Annotated in this window: 20 protein-coding genes and 1 pseudogene; 18 read left to right on the top strand and 3 right to left on the bottom strand. The window is 71.0% G+C overall.

Features of this window, described 5'->3' with window-relative positions:
• Positions 1-67: 67 nt before the first annotated feature.
• Positions 68-970, top strand: a complete 903-nt coding sequence (locus tag QM597_RS06375) for an ABC transporter ATP-binding protein (protein WP_415004032.1) — start codon at positions 68-70, stop codon at positions 968-970.
• Positions 967-2,082, top strand: coding sequence for an ABC transporter permease (locus tag QM597_RS06370; protein WP_415004031.1), 1,116 nt, complete (start codon positions 967-969; stop codon positions 2,080-2,082). Before QM597_RS06375 ends, QM597_RS06370 begins: the two co-directional genes overlap by 4 nt.
• Before the next feature lie 189 nt (positions 2,083-2,271).
• Here the strand turns inward: QM597_RS06370 and QM597_RS06365 are convergent, their stop codons facing one another.
• Positions 2,272-2,520, bottom strand: a complete 249-nt coding sequence (locus tag QM597_RS06365) for a PLDc N-terminal domain-containing protein (RefSeq protein ID WP_415004030.1) — start codon at positions 2,518-2,520, stop codon at positions 2,272-2,274.
• A gap of 45 nt (positions 2,521-2,565) precedes the next feature.
• Between QM597_RS06365 and QM597_RS06360 the strand changes: the two genes are divergently transcribed.
• From QM597_RS06360 to QM597_RS06345, 4 genes are all read left to right on the top strand, one after another.
• The gene (locus QM597_RS06360) at positions 2,566-2,838 is read left to right on the top strand and encodes a DUF4229 domain-containing protein (RefSeq protein WP_415004029.1); all 273 of its coding nucleotides are present in this window, start codon (positions 2,566-2,568) and stop codon (positions 2,836-2,838) included.
• On the top strand, positions 2,819-3,895 hold the full coding sequence (locus QM597_RS06355) for a PLP-dependent cysteine synthase family protein (RefSeq protein ID WP_415004028.1): 1,077 nt from the start codon (positions 2,819-2,821) through the stop codon (positions 3,893-3,895). Before QM597_RS06360 ends, QM597_RS06355 begins: the two co-directional genes overlap by 20 nt.
• A 78-nt stretch (positions 3,896-3,973) precedes the next feature.
• Entirely contained in the window at positions 3,974-4,852 is an 879-nt protein-coding gene (locus tag QM597_RS06350; protein WP_415004027.1) for a lysophospholipid acyltransferase family protein, read from the top strand.
• Positions 4,849-5,286, top strand: a complete 438-nt coding sequence (locus tag QM597_RS06345; protein WP_415004026.1) for an SRPBCC family protein — start codon at positions 4,849-4,851, stop codon at positions 5,284-5,286. The genes QM597_RS06350 and QM597_RS06345 overlap by 4 nt, the downstream gene beginning before the upstream one ends.
• 194 nt (positions 5,287-5,480) lie before the next feature.
• Here QM597_RS06345 and QM597_RS06340 read toward each other — a convergent pair whose 3' ends face one another.
• Positions 5,481-6,401 (bottom strand): 1,4-dihydroxy-2-naphthoate polyprenyltransferase, encoded by a 921-nt coding sequence (locus tag QM597_RS06340; RefSeq protein ID WP_415004025.1) that lies wholly within the window; start codon positions 6,399-6,401, stop codon positions 5,481-5,483.
• Between the two features lie 41 nt (positions 6,402-6,442).
• Between QM597_RS06340 and QM597_RS06335 the strand changes: the two genes are divergently transcribed.
• The 8 genes and pseudogenes from QM597_RS06335 (at position 6,443) to QM597_RS06300 (ending at position 15,157) form a co-directional block, all read left to right on the top strand.
• A complete protein-coding gene (locus tag QM597_RS06335; RefSeq protein WP_415004024.1) occupies positions 6,443-6,670 on the top strand; it encodes a hypothetical protein in 228 nt (75 codons plus the stop codon).
• Positions 6,667-7,683, top strand: coding sequence for an AMP-binding protein (locus QM597_RS06330; protein ID WP_415004023.1), 1,017 nt, complete (start codon positions 6,667-6,669; stop codon positions 7,681-7,683). The genes QM597_RS06335 and QM597_RS06330 overlap by 4 nt, the downstream gene beginning before the upstream one ends.
• 31 nt (positions 7,684-7,714) lie before the next feature.
• The gene (locus QM597_RS06325; protein WP_415004022.1) at positions 7,715-8,665 is read left to right on the top strand and encodes an o-succinylbenzoate synthase; all 951 of its coding nucleotides are present in this window, start codon (positions 7,715-7,717) and stop codon (positions 8,663-8,665) included.
• Complete coding sequence (gene menD, locus QM597_RS06320) at positions 8,662-10,194, top strand: 2-succinyl-5-enolpyruvyl-6-hydroxy-3-cyclohexene-1-carboxylate synthase (protein WP_415004021.1); 1,533 nt, start codon at positions 8,662-8,664, stop codon at positions 10,192-10,194. Before QM597_RS06325 ends, menD begins: the two co-directional genes overlap by 4 nt.
• A gap of 160 nt (positions 10,195-10,354) precedes the next feature.
• Positions 10,355-11,932 carry a GMC family oxidoreductase gene (locus tag QM597_RS06315; RefSeq protein WP_415004020.1) on the top strand — a complete coding sequence of 526 codons (1,578 nt, stop codon included), beginning with the start codon at positions 10,355-10,357 and terminating at the stop codon, positions 11,930-11,932.
• A 79-nt stretch (positions 11,933-12,011) separates the two neighbouring features.
• Positions 12,012-13,535: an aldehyde dehydrogenase family protein gene (locus QM597_RS06310; RefSeq protein ID WP_415004019.1), complete on the top strand. Its 1,524-nt coding sequence runs from the start codon at positions 12,012-12,014 to the stop codon at positions 13,533-13,535.
• A 60-nt stretch (positions 13,536-13,595) separates the two neighbouring features.
• Positions 13,596-14,159 (top strand): annotated as a pseudogene (locus tag QM597_RS06305) (SGNH/GDSL hydrolase family protein); the annotation flags it as partial.
• 233 nt (positions 14,160-14,392) lie between these two features.
• Positions 14,393-15,157 carry an SGNH/GDSL hydrolase family protein gene (locus QM597_RS06300; RefSeq protein ID WP_415004018.1) on the top strand — a complete coding sequence of 255 codons (765 nt, stop codon included), beginning with the start codon at positions 14,393-14,395 and terminating at the stop codon, positions 15,155-15,157.
• On the opposite strand, the gene QM597_RS06295 is transcribed toward QM597_RS06300, so the two are convergent.
• A complete protein-coding gene (locus tag QM597_RS06295) occupies positions 15,127-16,419 on the bottom strand; it encodes an isochorismate synthase (protein ID WP_415004017.1) in 1,293 nt (430 codons plus the stop codon). The two genes, QM597_RS06300 and QM597_RS06295, sit on opposite strands and share 31 nt — an antisense overlap.
• A gap of 33 nt (positions 16,420-16,452) precedes the next feature.
• On the opposite strand from QM597_RS06295, the gene QM597_RS06290 reads away from it, so the two are divergent.
• The 4 genes from QM597_RS06290 to QM597_RS06275 all read left to right on the top strand — a co-directional run bounded on the left by QM597_RS06290 (position 16,453) and on the right by QM597_RS06275 (position 18,962).
• The gene (locus QM597_RS06290) at positions 16,453-17,148 is read left to right on the top strand and encodes a demethylmenaquinone methyltransferase (protein WP_415004016.1); all 696 of its coding nucleotides are present in this window, start codon (positions 16,453-16,455) and stop codon (positions 17,146-17,148) included.
• A 232-nt stretch (positions 17,149-17,380) separates the two neighbouring features.
• Positions 17,381-17,740: an NADH-quinone oxidoreductase subunit A gene (locus QM597_RS06285; protein WP_415004015.1), complete on the top strand. Its 360-nt coding sequence runs from the start codon at positions 17,381-17,383 to the stop codon at positions 17,738-17,740.
• Entirely contained in the window at positions 17,740-18,294 is a 555-nt protein-coding gene (locus QM597_RS06280) for a NuoB/complex I 20 kDa subunit family protein (RefSeq protein ID WP_415004014.1), read from the top strand. The genes QM597_RS06285 and QM597_RS06280 overlap by 1 nt, the downstream gene beginning before the upstream one ends.
• On the top strand, positions 18,207-18,962 hold the full coding sequence (locus QM597_RS06275) for an NADH-quinone oxidoreductase subunit C (RefSeq protein ID WP_415004076.1): 756 nt from the start codon (positions 18,207-18,209) through the stop codon (positions 18,960-18,962). The genes QM597_RS06280 and QM597_RS06275 overlap by 88 nt, the downstream gene beginning before the upstream one ends.
• Positions 18,963-19,048 lie beyond the last annotated feature (86 nt).

The following is a 19,048-nucleotide window of genomic DNA, read 5'->3' as shown; positions in this document are numbered from 1 at the left end:
CAGAGGCTGGGCGGGTGGCTGACGTGTCGTGATCTCGGCTCTGGGTGGGGCGAGTAGCGTCGCGGGCATGGGTGTACGAATCGAGGTCGACCACCTGACGATGCGCTACGGCGACGTGGTTGCGGTCGACGACATCACGTTCACGGTCGAACCGGGGGAGTTCTTCGGTCTGCTCGGTCCCAACGGTGCTGGTAAGACCACGACGCTGGAGACCATCGAGGGCCTGCGGCGTCCCAGCGGCGGCCGCGTCGCCATCGACGGGCATGACCCCGCCAAGCGCGAACCGGACGTGCAGCGCCGCATCGGCGTGCAGTTGCAGGCCTCGTCCTTCTTCGAGCGGCTCACCGCCGTCGAACAGCTGCAGACCTTCGGTGCCCTCTACGGCGTACCGCAGACCCGCTTCGGCGAACTGCTGGAACAGGTCGGGTTGAGCGAGAAGGCCGACGCCCAGGTCGAAGACCTCTCCGGCGGGCAGAAGCAGCGGCTGTCCATCGCCTGTGCGCTCGTGCACGACCCCGAGGTGGTCTTCCTCGACGAGCCGACTGCGGCGCTCGACCCGCAGGCGCGGCGCAACCTGTGGGACGTGCTGCGCGGGATCAACGACTCGGGTCGCACCGTCGTCTTGACCACGCACTACATGGAAGAAGCCGAGGAGCTGTGCGACCGCGTCGCGATCGTCGACCGTGGCCGTCTCCTGGAACTCGACACTCCCGCCGCCCTCATCGGCCGACTCGACGCCGTGACCCGCATCGGCCTGAGTGCTGAGGCCGTCGCGCTGGACGAGGCGCGAGGCCTGCCGGGCGTCCTCGACGCCGAGGTGAGCGCCGGAAGCCTGGTCATCCAGACGCGCGAGGCCGCCACGGTGCTGTCCGAACTGGGCCGCCGTGAGGCGCTCGACGGGCTGAGCGTGTCCCGCGGCACGCTCGAAGACGTCTTCTTGAACCTCACCGGACGGGAGTACCGGGCATGAGCCGGCAGACACCTGCCGCCGAGACGGCCCCCATTCGGGCGACGCCCCTGAAAGCGCTCACCATCGCCATGTTCAAGGGGTTCGTGCGCGACCGCATGACCCTGTTCTGGGCCATCGCCTTCCCGCTGATGTTCCTGGTGCTGTTCGGCGGCATCTTCACCGACTCCGGCTCGGCCAGCGCGGCCAAGATCATCGCCGTCGGCCACGTCTCGGTCATCGACGACGCCCCCGACGGGGCGCGCGAAGGTATTGACGACGCCCTCGACATCACCCGCTCCGATGATTTCGACGCCGCGCTGCAGAAGGTCAAGGAGGGCGACGCCGACGCGCTCGTCACCGAGTCCGGCGGTACCGTCGAGGTCCACTATTCGCAGGCCGATGCCGTGACCGCCGCCCAGGTCCAGGGCGTCCTGCAGGCCATCGTCCAGCAGGCCAACGCCGGGGTGTACCTGCAGACGACCGGAGAACAGCCGGCCTTCGACCTGGCGGCCACCCAGGTCGAGGACGAGTCGCTGCGTCAGATCCAGTATGTGACGCCGAGCCTGCTGGGCTGGGCGGTGGCGATGAGCGCCACCTTCGGCGCGGCGGCCAGCCTGGTCGTGTGGCGCAAGAACGGGCTGCTGCGCCGGCTGCGGCTGGCACCGATCCCGACCCGCTCGGTCGTCCTGGCCCGCGTCGGTGTCAGCCTGGTGATCGCCTTGGTGCAGGCGGCGATCTTCGTCGGCCTTGGTGTCGCGGTGTTCGGGCTGAAGCTCACCGGGTGGTGGCCGCTGATGATTCCCCTGCTGCTCGCCGGGACCCTGGCGTTCCTGTCCATCGGCATGCTCGCCGGCGCGATCTCCAAGACCGAGGAGGGCGCGGTCGGGCTGGCCAACTTCATCGTGCTGCCGATGGCCTTCCTGTCGGGGTCGTTCTTCCCGCTCGACGGGTCGCCGGCCTGGCTGCGAATCATCAGCAACTGCTTGCCGCTCAAGCACCTCAACACCGGAATGCTCGACGTCATGGTGCGCGGTCAGGGCGTGGACGCGATCGTCTGGCCCATCGTCATCCTGCTCGGCTTCGCGGCGGTGTTCGCGGTGATCTCGGCCAGGTTCTTCCGCTGGGAGGCGTGAGCGCCTCCCTTGGGAAGTGCTGGTAAAGAGGCAATGCCGCTCATTGAGGTGCGTAGCGAGGAACGAGCGGAGCCTCGAAATGAGCTGTGGTTCTGGTCCCTTCGAGGCTCGCAAGCTCGCACCTCAGGGACCGGCCATCGACCCACAACCCGAATCATCAGCGCTTCCCTCGGCCGGCGGGCATCGGCCCTACAGGCCGCGCAGGTAGTCCGGGTCGTCGTCGGGGCCGCGCGGCGGGCGGCGGTCCGCTCCGAGGCGCAGACGCCGGGTGCCCAGCAGCAGCCAACCCACCGCCCCGAGCACCGGCAGGCACACGATCACCACGACCCAGAGGGCCTTGGGGAGCAGCCGGATGCGCGCGCTCGGCGTCGCCAGCGCATCGAAGAAGGCGTAGATGACGAGCACGACGCCGACGGCGACGAGAATGGCCTTGCCCATGCCCGCCACCGTAGCGAAGCGCGCCGGCCCGGCTACGCTGCCACCATGTCGCCGTTCTGGAAGTACACCCTCGCCCGCCTCGGTCTGCTGGCCGCGACCTACGCGGTGCTCGCCGGGGTCGGCTTCGGTTTCGGGCTGGCTGAGTTCAGCGAGCTGACCAATCTCATCGTGCTGCTGGTCGCCATGATCGTCTCCTCGGCCCTCTCCTTCTTCCTGTTGGCCGGCCTGCGCGAGGCGTTCGCGGTGCAGGTCCAGCAGCGGGCCGAGAAGATCTCCGAGCGCATCGAAGAGTCGCGCCGTGCCGAAGACGTCGACTGAGCGACGGGCCTGGATCGACGAGGCCGTCCGCCTCGTCGAGGCCGATGCCAACCGCAGCGCCGACACGCACCTGCACGCGCTGACGCTGCCGACGCCGGGCGTCGACCTCTACCTCAAGGACGAGTCCGTTCACCCGACCGGCAGCCTCAAGCACCGGCTCGCGCGCTCGCTGTTCCTGTACGCCCTGTGCAACGGCTGGATCGGCCCGGACACGACGGTCGTGGAGGCCTCCAGCGGATCGACGGCGGTCAGCGAGGCCTATTTCGCCCGGTTGCTCGGGCTGCCGTTCGTGGCCGTCATGCCCGCCGAGACGAGCCGCGAGAAGGTCGCGCTGATCGAGTGGCACGGCGGGCGGTGCCACTTCGTCGAGTCCGCCGCCGAGGTCTACGACGAGGCCCGCCGGCTCGCCGAGGCGTGCGACGGGCACTACATGGACCAGTTCACCTACGCCGAGCGGGCGACGGACTGGCGGGGGAACAACAACATCGCCGAGTCGATCTTCGAGCAGATGGCTGCCGAGCGGCATCCGATCCCGGCCTGGATCGTGGTCGGCGCGGGCACCGGCGGCACCTCGGCGACTATCGGCCGTTACGTGCGCTATCGGCGTCATCCCACGAGCGTCCTGGTGGCCGATCCCGAGGGGTCGGCGTTCTACGACGGCTGGCGCACCGACTCGGCGGCCGTCGTGACGGGGGCGAGTTCGCGCATCGAGGGGATCGGCCGGCCGCGCATCGAGCCGTCCTTCGTCGGCGGGGTCATCGACGACATGGTGCGGGTGCCCGACGCGGCCTCCATCGCGGCGATGGCCTGGACCTCGGCCCGGCTCGGCCGCGAGGTGGGTCCGTCGACCGGCACCAACGTCTGGGCCGCCCTGCTGACGGCCACGCGCATGGCTGCGGCGGGGGAGTCCGGCAGCATCGTCACGCTGTTGTGCGACGGCGGGGAGCGGTATCGCGCGAGCCACGCCGACCCGGCCTGGCTCGCCGCGCACGACCTCGATCCAGCCCCCTACGCCGAGCGGCTGGCCGCCTACGACGCCACCGGCCGGCTCGCCTGAGCGCGGGCGGGGCCGGTCCGGCGCGCCGATATCGGTGAACCGCTGGCGTGATCGGCGTCACTACGCCAAGATGGCGCGGTGGCATTCTCGTCCAAAGCCCTCGCGCTCGCCGGCGCGGCGACCTCACCGGCCCGCCGGGCGGTCTCGGCGCTGGCCCCGCGCTTTCGCCCCGGCAACCTCGACGACCGCGATCCCGACTTCATGCGCGAGATCCTTCCGGGCATGTGGCTGCTCGTGTCGGCATGGTTCCGCCCGCGCATCGGCGGCCTGCACCACATCCCGAAGGAAGGTCCGGTGCTCGTCGTCGGCAACCACACCGGCGGCATCGCCTCGCCGGAGGTCCTGATCTCGCAGCTGGCCTTCAGCACCTACTTCGGGGCCGAGCGGCTGCACTACCAGCTGGCGCACCGCATGGTGCTGAACTCGCCGGTCGGCTGGATCGTGCGCCGCTTCGGCACGGTCGAGGCCGATCCGGGCAACGCGGTCAAGGCCCTCGACGCCGGTGCCATCGTCACGGTGTTCCCCGGCGGCGACCACGAGGTGTTCCGGCCGAGCTGGCAGAGCGCCCGCATCGACATGGGCGGGCGCATGGGCTTCGTCCGGCTGGCGCTGGACAAGCGCGTCCCCATCGTGCCGATGGTGACCCTCGGCGGGCAGGAGACGGCGATCTTCCTGACCCAGGGCGAGGGCCTGGCGCGCTTCCTCGGCGTGGACCGCTCGATGCGGCTGAAGACGCTCCCGATCATGCTGGCGATGCCGTTCGGCCTGCATGTCGGCCCGCTGCCGCACCTGCCCGCGCCGGCCAAGATCCACATCGAGCTGCTGGAACCCATCGACCTGATCGAGCAGTTCGGCGAGGACCCGGATGTCGCCGAGATCTACGCTTACATCACCGGACTGATGCAGGAGACCTTGACACGCATGAACAGCGAACGACGACTGCCGGTGATCGGATGAGGTTCGAGAAGAAGGTCCGGGTTTCCGCGCCGCCGGAGCGGGTGTGGGAGGTGGCCGGCGACCCGGCCCGGATCGGCACCTTGAGCAGCCGGTTGGAGATCGAGCCGATGAGCGAGCCGGCCGAGCCGGCGTCCCTCGGCTCGCGCTACCGCAGCGCGCTGCACGTGGGTCCGTCGCCGCTGGGGGCGATCATCGAGGTGGTGGCGCTGCGCGAGGCGCGCGACCTGGCGTGGGTGACACTGACCGGCATCGACCACCGGTTCCGGATCATGGTGCGCGACGACGGGGCGGGCGGCTCGTGGCTGACGCTGCGGTTCGCCTACGACTCGCCCGGCATGCTCGGGGCGCTCGCCGATGTGGCTGCGTTCCTGCCGGTGCGCGCGGTCATGCTCGACCTCCTCGACCGGGTCGTCCGCGAGGCCGGTCGCAGTTAGCAGACCTGCCCCCGGTCCCTGAGGTTCTGCGGATAGGTCCGCTGGCTGAGGTGCGAGGCCGCTTGCGGCCGAACCTCGAAGCCTGCCGTGGGCTGGTCATTTCGCCCTTCGAGGGCGCTCGTTCCTCGCGCCACCTCAGGACCCGGCTCGCAAGCTCGCACCTCAATGACCGGCTCCGCCTACTGGCGGAATCCCTATCCGAGGGCCAGGCCGAGGCCGAGGCCGACGGCCAGGGCGAGTTCGGCGATGCCGGTGGCCTGCAGGACGGCGATCAGCGCCGGACCGGTGGCCCCGCGCAGCACCATGCGGGAGGCGTTCGCCGCCGGAGGCAGGCCGGCCATGCCGAGCAGCGCCCACGGTGTCTCGGTCACGGCTAGCGCGACGACCACGGCTGCGGCGACCACGGTGAGCAGCACGTACAACCACCGCGAGCGGGCGTCCCCGAGGAGGACCGCCAGGGTGCGCTTGCCCGAGACCGTGTCCGTGGCGATGTCGCGCAGGTTGTTGGCGACGAGGATCGCGCACGCCATAGCCCCCACCGCGACACCCGCCAGCACGCTGGCCGCCGTGATCTGTTCGACCTGGACGAACGTCGTGCCGACGACCGCGACGAGTCCGAAGAACACGAAAACGCTGACCTCGCCGAGGGCGCGATAGCCGTACGGGCTGGGGCCTCCGGTGTAGGTCCAGGCGGCGACCAGGGCGGCGGCACCGACGGCCAGCAGCCACCAGGTCGTCGTCGCCGCGAGGACCAGGCCGAACACCGCGCCGAGACCGAGGAAGCCGAGGGCCGCAGTCTTGACCCGACCGGCGGGGACGAGTCCGGAGCCGACCAGCCGCAGCGGCCCGACTCGGCCGTCGTCGGTGCCCCGCACGCCGTCGGAGTAATCGTTGGCGTAGTTGACGCCGATCTGCAGCGCGAGCGAGACGCCGAGCGCCAGCACTGCCTTCCACCACCAGAACTCCCCCGCGAGGGCCGCAGCACCGGTGCCGGCGGCCACGGGTGCCACCGCGGCCGGCAGCGTGCGCGGCCTGGCCCCGGCGATCCACAGGCGCAGCCCGTGGGGCGGAGACGGGGCGACGGGCGGCGTGGACTCGGGCTGATCGGGGGTCACGGGGCACGAGTCTGCCAGGCGCCGGCGAGTACCGTGGCGGGGTGGACCGTCCGTTTCCCTGGGCATTGATCGTGATCGCCGTCGGCCTCGGCTGGGGCACCCTCATCTCCGGTTCGGCCTGGGCGCGTTACTTCGGGCTGGCCGCCGTGACCGTCGTGGCTTGCGCTATCGCTTTCCAGATCGCTCTGCGCGACCGGGAGCGGGAGCAGGCCAGACGTCAGGCTGACGCCGAGGAGTTCTCGGACGCCTGGGAGGAGCCGGAGTCGTGAGCGCGGGCCTGCAACCGGTCAGCGGCAGCCTCGACGAACTGGTGCCGCTGCTGCGCCGCTGGCTCGACGGCGATGATCCCCTGTGGATCCGCACGAGCGGCAGCACGGGGCGACCCAAGGACGTCGTGCTCTCGCCGCGAGCGGTGCGCGCCTCGGCGAAGGCCACCCATGCGCGCCTCGGCGGACCGGGACAGTGGCTTCTGGCGGTGCCGCCGACCGGGGTGGCGGGTCTGCAGGTCATCGTGCGGTCCCTGCTGACCGGGATCGACCCGGTGGCCTCGGCGAGTGAGTACACCGCCGAGCGCCGCTATGCCTCGCTCGTGCCGACTCAACTGCATCGCCTCCTCGAAGCCGGCCAGGCCGCACCCTGGGCCGCGCTGGACGCGGTGCTCGTCGGCGGCGCTCCGGTGCGCGCCTCGCTGGTCGAGCGGGCGGCCGAGGCGGGCATTCACGTCGTGCGCACCTACGGGATGTCGGAGACCTGCGGAGGCTGCGTATACGACGGTTTCCCGCTCGACGGCGTCCGGCTGCGCGTCGATGAGGGCGACGGCCAGATCTGGATCGCCGGGGGGGTGCTCTTCGACGGCTACGTCGGCGCGCCGCACGAAGGGGAATGGTTCGCCACCCAGGATCGTGGCGAACTCACCGCCGACGGCGAGCTGCGGGTCGTCGGCCGCCTGGACGACATCGTGCTCAGCGGCGGCGTCAACGTGCCGGTGACGGCGGTGACGGCGGCGCTGCAGGAGGCCGACGGTGTTGCCGATGCGCTGGCGCTGGGCGTGCCCGATGCCGAGTGGGGTCAGCGGGTGGTCGCGCTCGTGGTGCCCGGCGAGGCCGTGCGCCTCGACGCGGTGCGCGTCGAGCGGCTGCGCGACGCGGTTGAGGAGGCGGGCTTCCCCCGGACGTGGGGGCCGCGCGAGGTCGTGCTCGTCGAGGCGATCCCGATGCTGCCGGGCGGCAAGCCCGACCGCCTGGCCGCCCGCGCCTTGGCCTCCACCGCGCCTCACGCCTAGGCAGGCGGCGTACGGCCCGTAGGCTCGCGGGGTGACTCCTCGGGTGTTCTCGTTGCCGCTGCGGGACCGTTTTCGCGGTATCGACCGGCGTGAGGGCGTGCTGATCGAAGGACCGGCCGGCTGGGGCGAGTTCGCACCCTTCGCCGAATACAGCGACGCCGAGGCTGCGGCGTGGTGGCGCGCGGCACACGAGGCGGCCTTCATCGGCTGGCCCGCGCCGCTGCGCCATGAGGTTCCGGTCAACTGCACGGTGCCGGCGGTCGGCCCGGACCGGGCGGCGCAGATCGTGGCCGCCTCCGGCTGCGGCACGGCGAAGGTCAAGGTGGCCGAGGCCGGTCAGAGCCTGTCCGACGACCTCGCCCGCGTGGCGGCGGTCCGGGAGGCCATCGGACCGGACGGGCGGGTGCGCATCGACGCGAACGGCGGGTGGGGGGTCCGCGAGGCGCTGGCGGCGCTGGCGGCGCTCGATGCGGAGGCTGGTCTGGAGTATGTGGAGCAGCCGTGCGCACGGGTGGAGGACCTGGCGACCGTGCGGTGCGAGTCGGACGTCCTGGTCGCCGCCGACGAGTCGATCCGCAAGGCCGACGACCCCCTTCGCGTCGCCGAACTGGAGGCGGCCGACATCGCCGTGCTGAAGGTCGCGCCGCTCGGCGGGGTACGGGCCTGCCTGGAGATCGCCGGGCAGATCGGCCTGCCGGTCGTCGTTTCGAGCGCCGTCGACTCCTCGGTCGGCCTGGCGGCCGGGATCGCTCTGGCGGCGGCGCTTCCGGCGCTGCCTTACGCCTGCGGGCTGGGAACGCAGGCGATGTTGGTAGCCGACGTCGTGTCCGATCCGCTGAGTCCGACTGGCGGTGTGATCCCCGTCCGTCGGCCCACGGTCGATCCGGCGCTGCTCGCCGCGGCTGCTCCCGCCGCCGCCCGCACTGCCTGGTGGCTCGCCCGCACGTCCCGCGTGGCCGCACAGGACGGGGGGCAGCAGTGAGCCGGGCGGTCGAGGCGGCCCGGGAGGTCGTGGAGCGGCTGCTGGGGTTGGGGGCGGCGGAGGCGGTGCTGGCACCGGGATCGCGCTCGGGGCCGCTGGCGCTCGCCCTGCATGCGGCCGACGCGCAGGGACTGATCCGCCTGCACGTGCGCGTCGACGAGCGCGAGGCGGGCTTCCTCGCCCTGGGCCTGGCGAAGGGGTCGGGGAGGCCCGTGCCGGTCGTGACGACCTCCGGGACGGCCGTGGCGAACCTGCATCCGGCGATGCTGGAGGCGCGGCACGCGCGCGTCCCGGTCATCGCGATCACGGCCGACCGCCCCGGCCAGCTGCGCGGCACGGGAGCGAACCAGACCACCGAGCAGCGCGGCATCTTCCCCGGTATCCGGTTCGTCGAGGCTGCGGCGGAGCTGGCCGGCCTCGACGCCCCGCAGCACCTCAACCTCGAACTCGACGAACCGCTCGTCGAGGCGGTGGAGTGGGATTTTTCGAGAGGTCCCTTCGAGGGCGCTCGGTCCTCGCGCCGCCTCAGGGACCGGGTTCGCCTCGGCCCGGGGCCGCTGATGGTCGTCGTGGCCGGTGACGGGGCCGCCGAGGGCGATCCGCATCCCGAGCGCTGGGGGTACCCCGTCTTCGCCGAGCCGAGTTCCGGTCTGCGCGACGAGAACGCCATCGCCGCCTACCGCCTCCTGCTCGGCGGTCACCCGCTCGCCGAGCGCATCGAGAGAGTCGTCTGCCTCGGTCACCCGACCCTCTCGCGTCCCGTTTCCGGGCTGCTGGCCCGCGCCGACCTCGACATCGTCCACGTAGGAGATAAATCGACATTTCCTGGCGAGGCGGCCCATGTTCGCTTCGTCGAGTCCGTCGAGGTCACCGGCACGGGTGATCCGGCCTGGCTCGCCGCCTGGCGGCGAGCCGACCGGCGGGCGCGTGCCGCGATCCGGGCGCAGGCGTCCGACCCCCTGCGCCTCGCCGCAACCGTCTGGCAGGCCGCTGCGGGGGGGACGCTCGTCGTCGGGTCGTCCTCGGTCGTGCGCGACCTCGACCTCATCGCCGCCGGCGCACCGCCGGCGCGCGTCATCGCCAACCGCGGCCTCGCGGGCATCGACGGCATGCTCTCCACCGCCATCGGCGCGGCACTGGCCGCCGGTCGCCCGGCCTTCGCCCTCGTCGGCGACCTGACCTTCTGCCACGGCGCCAACGGCCTGTTGATCGGCCCCGGTGAGCCGCGCCCGGACCTCACGATCGTCGTTGCCTCCGACGACGGCGGGGCCATCTTCTCGCTGCTGGAGCAGGGCGATCCGGCCTACGCCGACGCCTTCGAGCGGATCTACGCCACCCCCACCGGAACCGATCTGGCCGCCCTGTGCCGCGCGCACGGTGTGCCCCACCGCAGGGTCGCGGTCGCCGACCTGCCGGCCGCGCTCGACCGACCGCGCGGCCTGTCGGTCGTCGAGGTACCCCTCGACCGCCGGACCCGCCGCAGTGACGCCCGGCGGCTGGCCGCCGCCGTACGCGAGACGTATCCCTGAGAACGTGCCCGGATGGGTGAAACCCGGTCCCTGAGGTGCGAGCGTGTGGTGGTGGTCATTTCGAGGCTCGCAAGCTCGCACCTCAATGACCGGTCCCGCCTATCCGCGCAATCTCTGAAACAGGTGACACGCCCGCCGTAGCGGGGAGTACGGTGGTGGCGTGGGTCACCTTCACGAGTCGTTCGACTACATCGTCATCGGATCGGGCAGTGCCGGCGGTGTCGTCGCGGCGCGCCTGAGCGAGAATCCCTCGCTGCGGGTCCTGCTGCTCGAAGCCGGGCCGATGGACGACGACGACATGATCCACCTGCCCGCCGGCTTCTCGACGCTGTTCAAGACGAAGTGGGACTGGTCGTACCGCACTACCGGGCAGAAACACCTCATGGGCCGGCGCGCCGACTGGCCGCGCATGAAGGCCCTCGGCGGCTGCTCCTCGATGAACGCGATGATCTACATCCGCGGCAACCGCGCCGACTACGACGAGTGGCGCGACGTCTACGGCGGCGAGGGCTGGGGTTACGACGACGTCCTGCCGTACTTCACGAAGTCCGAGGGCAACCGCCGCCTCGGCGGCCAGTACCACGGCACCGACGGCCCGCTGTGGGTCGAGGACCGCCGGTACAACCACGACCTGACCCACGCCTTCGTCGAGTCGGCTGTGGCGGCCGGGTTCACACCCACCGACGACTTCAACGGTGCCGAGCAGGAGGGTGCCGGGCTGTACCAGGTCACCTGCCGCAAGGGCCGCCGCTGGTCCATCGCCGATGCCTTCATCCGCCCCGCGATGGACCGCCCCAACCTGACGGTGCGCACCGAGGCTTTCGTCACGAAGATCGAGATCGACGGCGGGCGCGCCACGGGCGTCACCTACCGGCGTCACGGGGCCGTCGAGACGGTGCGCGCCGAGGCCGAGATCGTCCTGTCCGGTGGCGCGGTCAACTCACCGCAACTGCTCATGCTCTCGGGCGTCGGCCCCGGCGCGCAGCTGCGCGAGCACAGCATCGAGGTCAAGGTCGACTCCCCGGAGGTCGGCCGCAACCTGCAGGACCACCCGGTCGCCGGCGTGCTGCTCGACACCCGCGATACCACCGACCTGGCCGAGCACCTCAGTTTCGGCAACCTGCTCAAGGCGCAAAAGTTCGGCCGCGGCCCGCTGAGTTCCAATGTCGCCGAGTCCGGGGCCTTCTTCACCTCCGGTGACGACCAGCCGGCCCCCGACCTGCAACTGCACGTGCTGCCGACGGCCTTCTGGGACAACGGCCTGCACGAGCCGGCCAAGCGCGGCATGGTCGTCGCCTCCACCCTCGTCCGGGTCGAGAGCGCCGGACACGTGAGCCTGCGCTCGGCCGATCCGTCGATCCATCCCGAGATCGACCCCGGCTACTACACCGACCCGAGCGACCTGGACCGCATGATCGTCGGCGTCCGGCGCGCCCTGGAGATCGCCTCCAGCGGCCCGCTGTCGCGCTACATCGCCGCGCCGTGGGTGCCGGGCAGTTGGGAGCCGACCGACGACGAGATCGTCGCCGCCGTCTCGCGCCTGACCCAGACGATCTACCACCCGGTCGGCACCTGCGCGCTCGGCAAGGTCGTCGACGCGCAGTTGCGCGTCCAGGGAGTCGAGGGCCTGCGGGTCGCCGACGCCTCCGTCATGCCGCGCGTGCCCCGCGGCAACACCAATGCCCCCGCCATCATGGTCGGCGAGAAGGCCGCCGACCTCATCAAGGAGTCCCGATGAACGAGCGCCAGCGAGTGAAAATCCAAGATCAGGTCATGACGGCACCGCCTACCGTCGTTTCTCCTCAGGCGGTGGCGTGATGACTGCAAGCACCGAGCCCCCCGTCTCCTCGCTGCCGGTCCGTGAGGGTCCGACCTTCGAGTCGGTCAACCCGCGCACCGGTGATGTCGTCGGCGAGCACCCCATCCACAGCCCCGAGGAGGTCGCCGAGGCGGTCGAGCGGGCGCGGCTCGCGGGCATCTGGTGGCGCGAGATCGGCTTCGACGGCCGCAAGGAGTACCTGCTGCAGTGGCGCAGCGTCATCACCCGGCGTCTCGCGCAACTGACCCACCTGGTCCACCTGGAGACCGGCAAGCCGCACAGCGACGCCCAACTGGAGATCGGCCTGGCCATCGACCACATCCACTGGGCGGCCAAGCACGCCAAGAAGGTGCTCGGCCCGCGCAAGGTCAACTCGGGCGTCTTCGCGGTCAACCACGAGTCGAGCGTCCGGTACAACCCGCTCGGTGTCGTCGGCGTGATCGGCCCGTGGAACTACCCGGTCTTCACCCCGCTCGGCTCGACCACGTACGCGCTGGCGGCCGGCAACACCGTCGTTTTCAAGCCGAGTGAGTACACCCCCGGCGTCGGTCAGTGGCTGGTCGACACCTTCACCGAGATCGTCGGCGGCCGGCCGATCCTGCAGTTGGTGACCGGCTTCGGGGAGACCGGCGCGGCCCTGTGCGCGGCGGGCGTCGACAAGGTGGCCTTCACCGGCTCGGCGGCCACCGGTAAGCGCGTCATGGCCGCCTGCGCCGAGACGCTGACCCCGGTCGTCATCGAGGCCGGCGGTAAGGATTCGGTCATCGTCGACCGCGACGCCGACCTGGCTGCGGCGGCTGACGGTGCCCTGTGGTCGGCGATGTCCAACGCCGGCCAGACCTGCATCGGTGCCGAGCGGGTCTACGTCCACCGGGCGGTCTTCGAGCCGTTCATGGACGAGTTGCTGACCCGCGCCCGCACGCTGCGCGCCGACGCCGACCCGGACTCCCCGCTCGGCCCGATCACCATGCCCAAGCAGTTGCCGATCATCCAGAGCCACATCGACGACGCCATCGCCAAGGGCGGCCGGGTCGTGCTCGGCGGTGCCGGCGCGGTGGGCGAGCGGTTCGTGCAGCCGACGATCATCACCCATGTCCCCGAGGACTCCCTGGCGATCACCGAAGAGACCTTCGGCCCGACGCTGGTGGTCAACCCGGTCGACGACATGGACGAGGCCGTGCAGTTGACGAACGCCACGGCCTACGGGCTGGCCGGCTCGGTGTTCGGCAAGCGGCAGGCCACGAGCATCGCCGAGCGGGTCCGGTCGGGCATGACCTCGATCAACGCCGTGGCGATGTTCGCCGGGGTGCCGGCGCTGCCGTTCGGCGGGGTGGGCGATTCGGGCTTCGGACGCATCCACGGTGCCGACGGCCTGCGCGAGTTCACCTACGCCAAGTCGATCACCCGGCAGCGGTTCAAGCCTTTGCTGAACTTGACGACCTTCGAGCGCGATGAGAAGACCGACAAGACCGCTGCGCTGCTCATCGGCTTGCTCTACGGCGGTAAGAAGACCCTGCGGTGACCGGTGACGTTCACGAGTCGGTCCGCGCGCCGCAGTGGTCGTGCCCGCTAACCTGGCGCTGTGAGCAGTAGGCACGTCGTCCACCGCCGGTTCGTCGCCCTCGGCGATTCCTTCACCGAGGGTATGGGCGATCCGGCCCCGGCGCTGCCCAACGGCGTGCGCGGCTGGGCCGACCGGGTGGCCGAGCAACTGTCCCGGTCGTGGCCGGGTGTGCAGTACGCGAACCTGGCGATCCGCGGCAAGCGGCTGGATCAGATCGTGTCCGAGCAGGTCGATGTCGCGCTGTCGCTGCGGCCGGACCTGGTGGCGATGTTCGGCGGGGTCAACGACCTCATGCGCACGCGGGTCCATCTCGACGAACTCATGGCGGTCTACGAGAACGCGGTTGCCCGGCTCCGTCAGACCGGGGCGCGGGTGCTGCTGTTCACCATCAGCGACCCGTCGCCGGTGTGGGTGTTCCGCCCGTTCCGCGGCCGGATCGCGATCTACAACGAACTGGTGCGCCAGATCGCGCGCCGCCATGACGCCACCGTGATCGACCTGTGGGGTCTGCTCGATCTGGGCGAGCGCCGCTGGTGGGGCGACGACCGTATGCATCTGTCCACGCCGGGGCACCAACTCGTCGCCCGCGAGGTGTGCGAGCGCCTCGGGGTCCGGCACGACATCGTCATCGACCCGCCGCCGGAGGCACCGCGCAGGGCCAGGCGGCTGGCATGGCTGGTCGCGCATGCGATCCCGTGGTTCGTGCGGCGGTTGCGCGGGCGTTCGCTCGGCGACGGCCTGGTGCCACGCTTTCGCACGCTGACCCCGCCGGTGCTGCCCGAGGAGGGTACGGAGGCGTCTTCTACCCTGATTTCATGCGATTTCAGCGGTACGTCGCCCTCGGAGACTCCTTCACCGAAGGCGTCGGCGACGCCGATCCCGCTCGTCCCAACGGTGTTCGAGGCTGGGCCGACCGTGCCGCCGTCGCCCTCGCGCAGCAGTATGCGGGCCTGACCTACGCCAACCTGGCGATCCGCGGTCGCAAACTGCGGCCGATCCTGGCCGAGCAGATGGTGCCCGCGCTCGCCCTGCGTCCCGATTTGGTGACGATCTATGCCGGTGCCAACGACGTGCTGCGCCCTCGGATCGACATCGATGCGCTGGTGGCCGACTATGACGCGGCCATCGCCCGGCTGGTTGGGGCTGGGGCGCAGGTGGTGATGTTCACCGCCTACGATCCCGGCGGGGCCCCCGTGTTCGCTTTCTTGCGCGGGCGGTTCGCCATCTACAACGAGCTGGTGCGCGAGGTAGCCGAGCGGCATGGGGCCACGCTCGTGGACTTCTGGCGGCTGCGCGACTACCGCGACGACCGGATGTGGGACACCGACCGTATGCACATGTCGAGCGCGGGGCATCAGCGCATGGCGATGGCGGTGCTCGACGCGCTCGGGGTCGAGCACGACCTGGAGCCGCTGCCGTTGCCTCCCGCAGTGCTGCTGACCCCGGCGCAGCGCCGTGCGGCGCATCTGGCCTGGGCCAAGGAACACGCAGGCCCGTGGGTGGGCCGCCGGCTGCGCGGCACCTCCTCCGGCGACGCGCTCAGCCCCCGTTACCCCCTGCTGGCTCCCCCAGCCGCCTGAGCCGGGTCAGGCGGGGCGGTCAGGGCCGAGCGGACGGGGATGAGCTTGGCCTCGGATTCGGCGAGTTCGTCGGCGGGAACGGAGTCGGCCACGATGCCGCAGCCGGCGAACAGGCGCGCGGAGCGTCCGTCGGCGGCCAACTGCGCCGCGCGCAGCCCGATGCCCCACTCGCCGTCGCCGCAGCCGTCGATCCAGCCGACCGGACCGGCGTAGCGGCCGCGGTCGAGGTTCTCGATCTCCTCGATCAGCGCCACTGCGGCATCGGTGGGGGTGCCGCCGACGGCGGCCGACGGGTGCAGGTCGGCCACAACCGACAGCACCGACGTTCCGGACGGGACCACACCGGCGACATCGGTCGCCAGGTGCATGACGTTCGGCAGGTGCAGCACGAAGGGTGCCTCTGAGCAGGTCACCGCCGAGCAGTGCGCCTGCAGTGCGTCGGCCACCGATCGTACGGCGTACTCGTGCTCCTCGAGATCCTTGCTCGACCGGGCCAGCGAACCGGCGAGCGCTGCGTCGCGGGCCTCGTCCCCGGTGCGCCGGATGGTGCCGGCCAGGACACGGGAGGTCATCAATCCGCTGTCGAGCCGCACGAGCATCTCCGGCGTGGACCCGAAGAAGCCGTCGACGTGGAAGGTCCAGCAGGCCGGGTATCCGTTCGCCAGCTGGGTCACCGGCCAGCGGGCGTCGAGCGGTTCGTCGAACCGGGCGTGCGCGTCGCGGGCCAGCACCACCTTGTCGAGGTCGCCGCCGTTGATGCGCTCCACGGCCGAGGCCACCGCGTCGGTCCAGGTGCCGGGGTCGCCGGGGTCGATCTCGGTCTGGCGGGGCGGCACCGGGGCGCTCGCCGGGGCGAGCCGGGGTGCCGGGAGCAGCGAGGAGCCGAGAGTCGAGACCCAGGCGGTGTCGCCGCGCCGGCCGACGACGATCTCCGGGACCACGAGGTGTCCGCGTCCGCCGGGGGCGAAGTCGAAGCTGCCGAAGGCCACCAGTCCGCTGCCGGGCGCGGACACCTCGTCGCGGACGACGGCGTGCTGGCGCAGGTCGTCCCACCAGCGGCGTGCCTCGGTGAAACGGTCGGGGCCGGAGACGTTCAGGCGCGCGGCGCGGCCCCATCCCACGATGCCGTCGCCGTCGTGTACCCACGCGAGGAAGTCGTGCTCGGGGACCAGCGAGAGCAGGTCGTCGACCTCCACGCGCCGGGTCCGCACGACCAGGCGCGCGGGAGCGCTGGCGGCCTCGGGTCCGGCGGGGTTGGTCACGACGTGCCAGCCTACTCGTGGGAGAGTGAGCCGGTGAGCCGAGCCGGACTGGACAAGGACCCCCACGCGGTCGCGCGCATGTTCGACCAGGTTGCCGCGCGCTACGACCTCACCAACGATGTCTTGTCGCTCGGCCAGGACCGCCGCTGGCGCCGGGCCGTGGTCGGCCTGGTCGTGCCGCGACCCGGTGAGCGCATCCTCGATCTGGCCGCCGGCACCGGCACCTCCAGCAAGCCGTTCGCCGACGCCGGAGCGTGGGTCGTGCCGTGCGACTTCTCGCTGGGCATGCTGCAGGTGGGCAAGGGCCAGTACCCGGACCTGCCCTTCACCGCCGGCGACGGGATGCGGCTGCCGTTCGCGGACGACTCCTTCGACGCGGTGACGATCTCCTTCGGGCTGCGCAACATCCACGATCCCGTCGAGGGCCTGCGCGAGCTGCACCGGGTGACCAAGCCGGGCGGACGGATCGTGGTGTGCGAGTTCAGTACGCCGACGTGGACGCCGTTCCGGTCGATCTACCAGAACTACCTCATGCGGGCGCTGCCCCCGATTGCGCGCCGCGTCTCGTCCAATCCGGAGTCCTACGTGTACCTGGCCGAGTCGATCCGCGCCTGGCCGGACCAGAAGGGCCTTGCCCTGCGCATGGTCGAGGCAGGCTGGGGCCGCGTCGAGTGGCACAACCTCTCCGGCGGCATCGTCGCCCTGCACCACTCCGTCAAACCCGCCTGACGGCTTCCTCCCTTGGTGCGCGTGGGGTGCGAGGAACGAGCGGCCTCGAAGGGCGCACTGGAGGCACCTCCCGCTTGCGGGGGGCAATGACGGGTTCGGCCCATCCGCGCCATCTCTTAGTGTGACCTAAGCAACACATGGACCCCGGCCGGGCGTAGCGTGGGAACCGGTAGCGATGTGAGGCGTTTCACAGTGCCGCCGGCCATCCGACCGAAGCCCTGCGGGAGGTGACATGAACGTGTACACGCCGATCCTCGTGCTGGGTGCCCTCGCCGCCGGGTTCGCCGTCTTCAGCGTCGCCATCGCGCCGCTCACCGGACCGCGCCGCTACAACCGGGCCAAGCTCGACCGCTACGAATCGGGCATCAGCCCCAGTCCACTGCCCGACGGTGGCGGCAAGGTCAGCGTCAAATACTTCTTCACCGCGATGATGTTCATCGTCTTCGACATCGAGATCGTCTTCCTCTACCCCTTCGCGGTCGCCTTCGACCGGCTCACGTGGTTCGCGGTGTTCGCGGTGCTGCTGTTCCTGGTCAACCTCACCATCGTCTACGCCTACGAGTGGCGGCGCGGCGGAATGGAGTGGACCTGATGGGCCTGGAAGAGAAGCTGCCGAGCGGCGTCCTGCTGTCGACGGTCGAGGGCCTGGCGGGGTACATGCGCAAGGCGTCCTTCTGGCCGGCGACCTTCGGCCTGGCCTGCTGCGCCATCGAGATGATGACCTTCGGCGCGCCGCGCTTCGACTCCTCGCGCTTCGGCATGGAGGTGTTCCGGCCGAGTCCGCGCCAGGCCGACCTGATGATCGTCGCGGGCCGGGTCAGCAACAAGATGGCCCCGGTCCTGCGGCAGATCTACGACCAGATGGCCGAGCCGAAGTACGTGCTCGCGATGGGCGTGTGCGCCAGCTCGGGCGGCATGTTCAACAACTACGCCATCGTGCAGGGGGTCGATCACATCGTCCCGGTCGACATGTACCTGCCGGGTTGTCCGCCGCGCCCGGAGATGCTGATCGACGCGGTGTTGAAACTGCACGACAAGGTTCAGCACGCCAAGCTCGGATCGCACCGCGAAGCCGAGGTGCGCGAGCAGGAGGCCGCCGCGCTCGCCGCCGCCCCGACCTCGGCGATGAAAGGGCTGCTGCGGTGAGCCAGTTAGTACCGGAGGGAGCCACCGAGTTGGAGGTCGTCGGCGTCCGCGAGGGTGCTTTCGGGGTGAGCGGCACGGGCGACACCAGCGGCTTCGGGGGGCTGCGCACGCCCGTCGCGATGCCGCCGGCGAGCCTGCCGCCGTACGGCGGCTGGTTCGACGAGGTGGCCGAGCACCTCGACGCGGGGGCAGGCGGTGCCGTCGAGAAGGTCGTCGTCGACCGAGGGGAGATCACCTTCCACGTCGTGCGCGACCGGTTAGCGGAGGTCGCCCGGCACCTGCGCGACGACCCGACGCTGCGCTTCGAGTTCTGCTCCTCGCTGTCGGGTGTGCATTATCCGACCGAGACCGGGCGCGAGCTGCATGTCGTCATCCATCTGCTGTCGATGAGTTTCCGGCGTCGCATCCGCCTGGAGGTAGCCGCGCCGGAGGCCGACCCGCACGTCCCCAGCATCACGCCGGTCTACCCGACCGCCGACTGGCACGAGCGGGAAGCCTGGGACATGTTCGGCATCGTCTTCGACGGTCATCCCGGCCTGACCCGCATCCTCATGCCCGACGACTGGCCCGGCCACCCGCAGCGCAAGGACTACCCGCTCGGCGGCATTGCCGTGGAGTACAAGGGTGCGGCGACCCCGGCACCGGACCAGCGGAGGTCGTACGCATGAGGGCGATGTCGGGGTCCCTTCGAGGCTCGCACCTCAGGGACCAAGCTCGCACCTCAGGGACCGAGTGCGCGCATCGCTGGCTGAGG

This window comes from Aeromicrobium sp. (genome assembly GCF_047607065.1).
Taxonomy (GTDB): domain Bacteria; phylum Actinomycetota; class Actinomycetes; order Propionibacteriales; family Nocardioidaceae; genus Aeromicrobium.
This window is presented reverse-complemented; position numbering and strand designations above follow the sequence as displayed.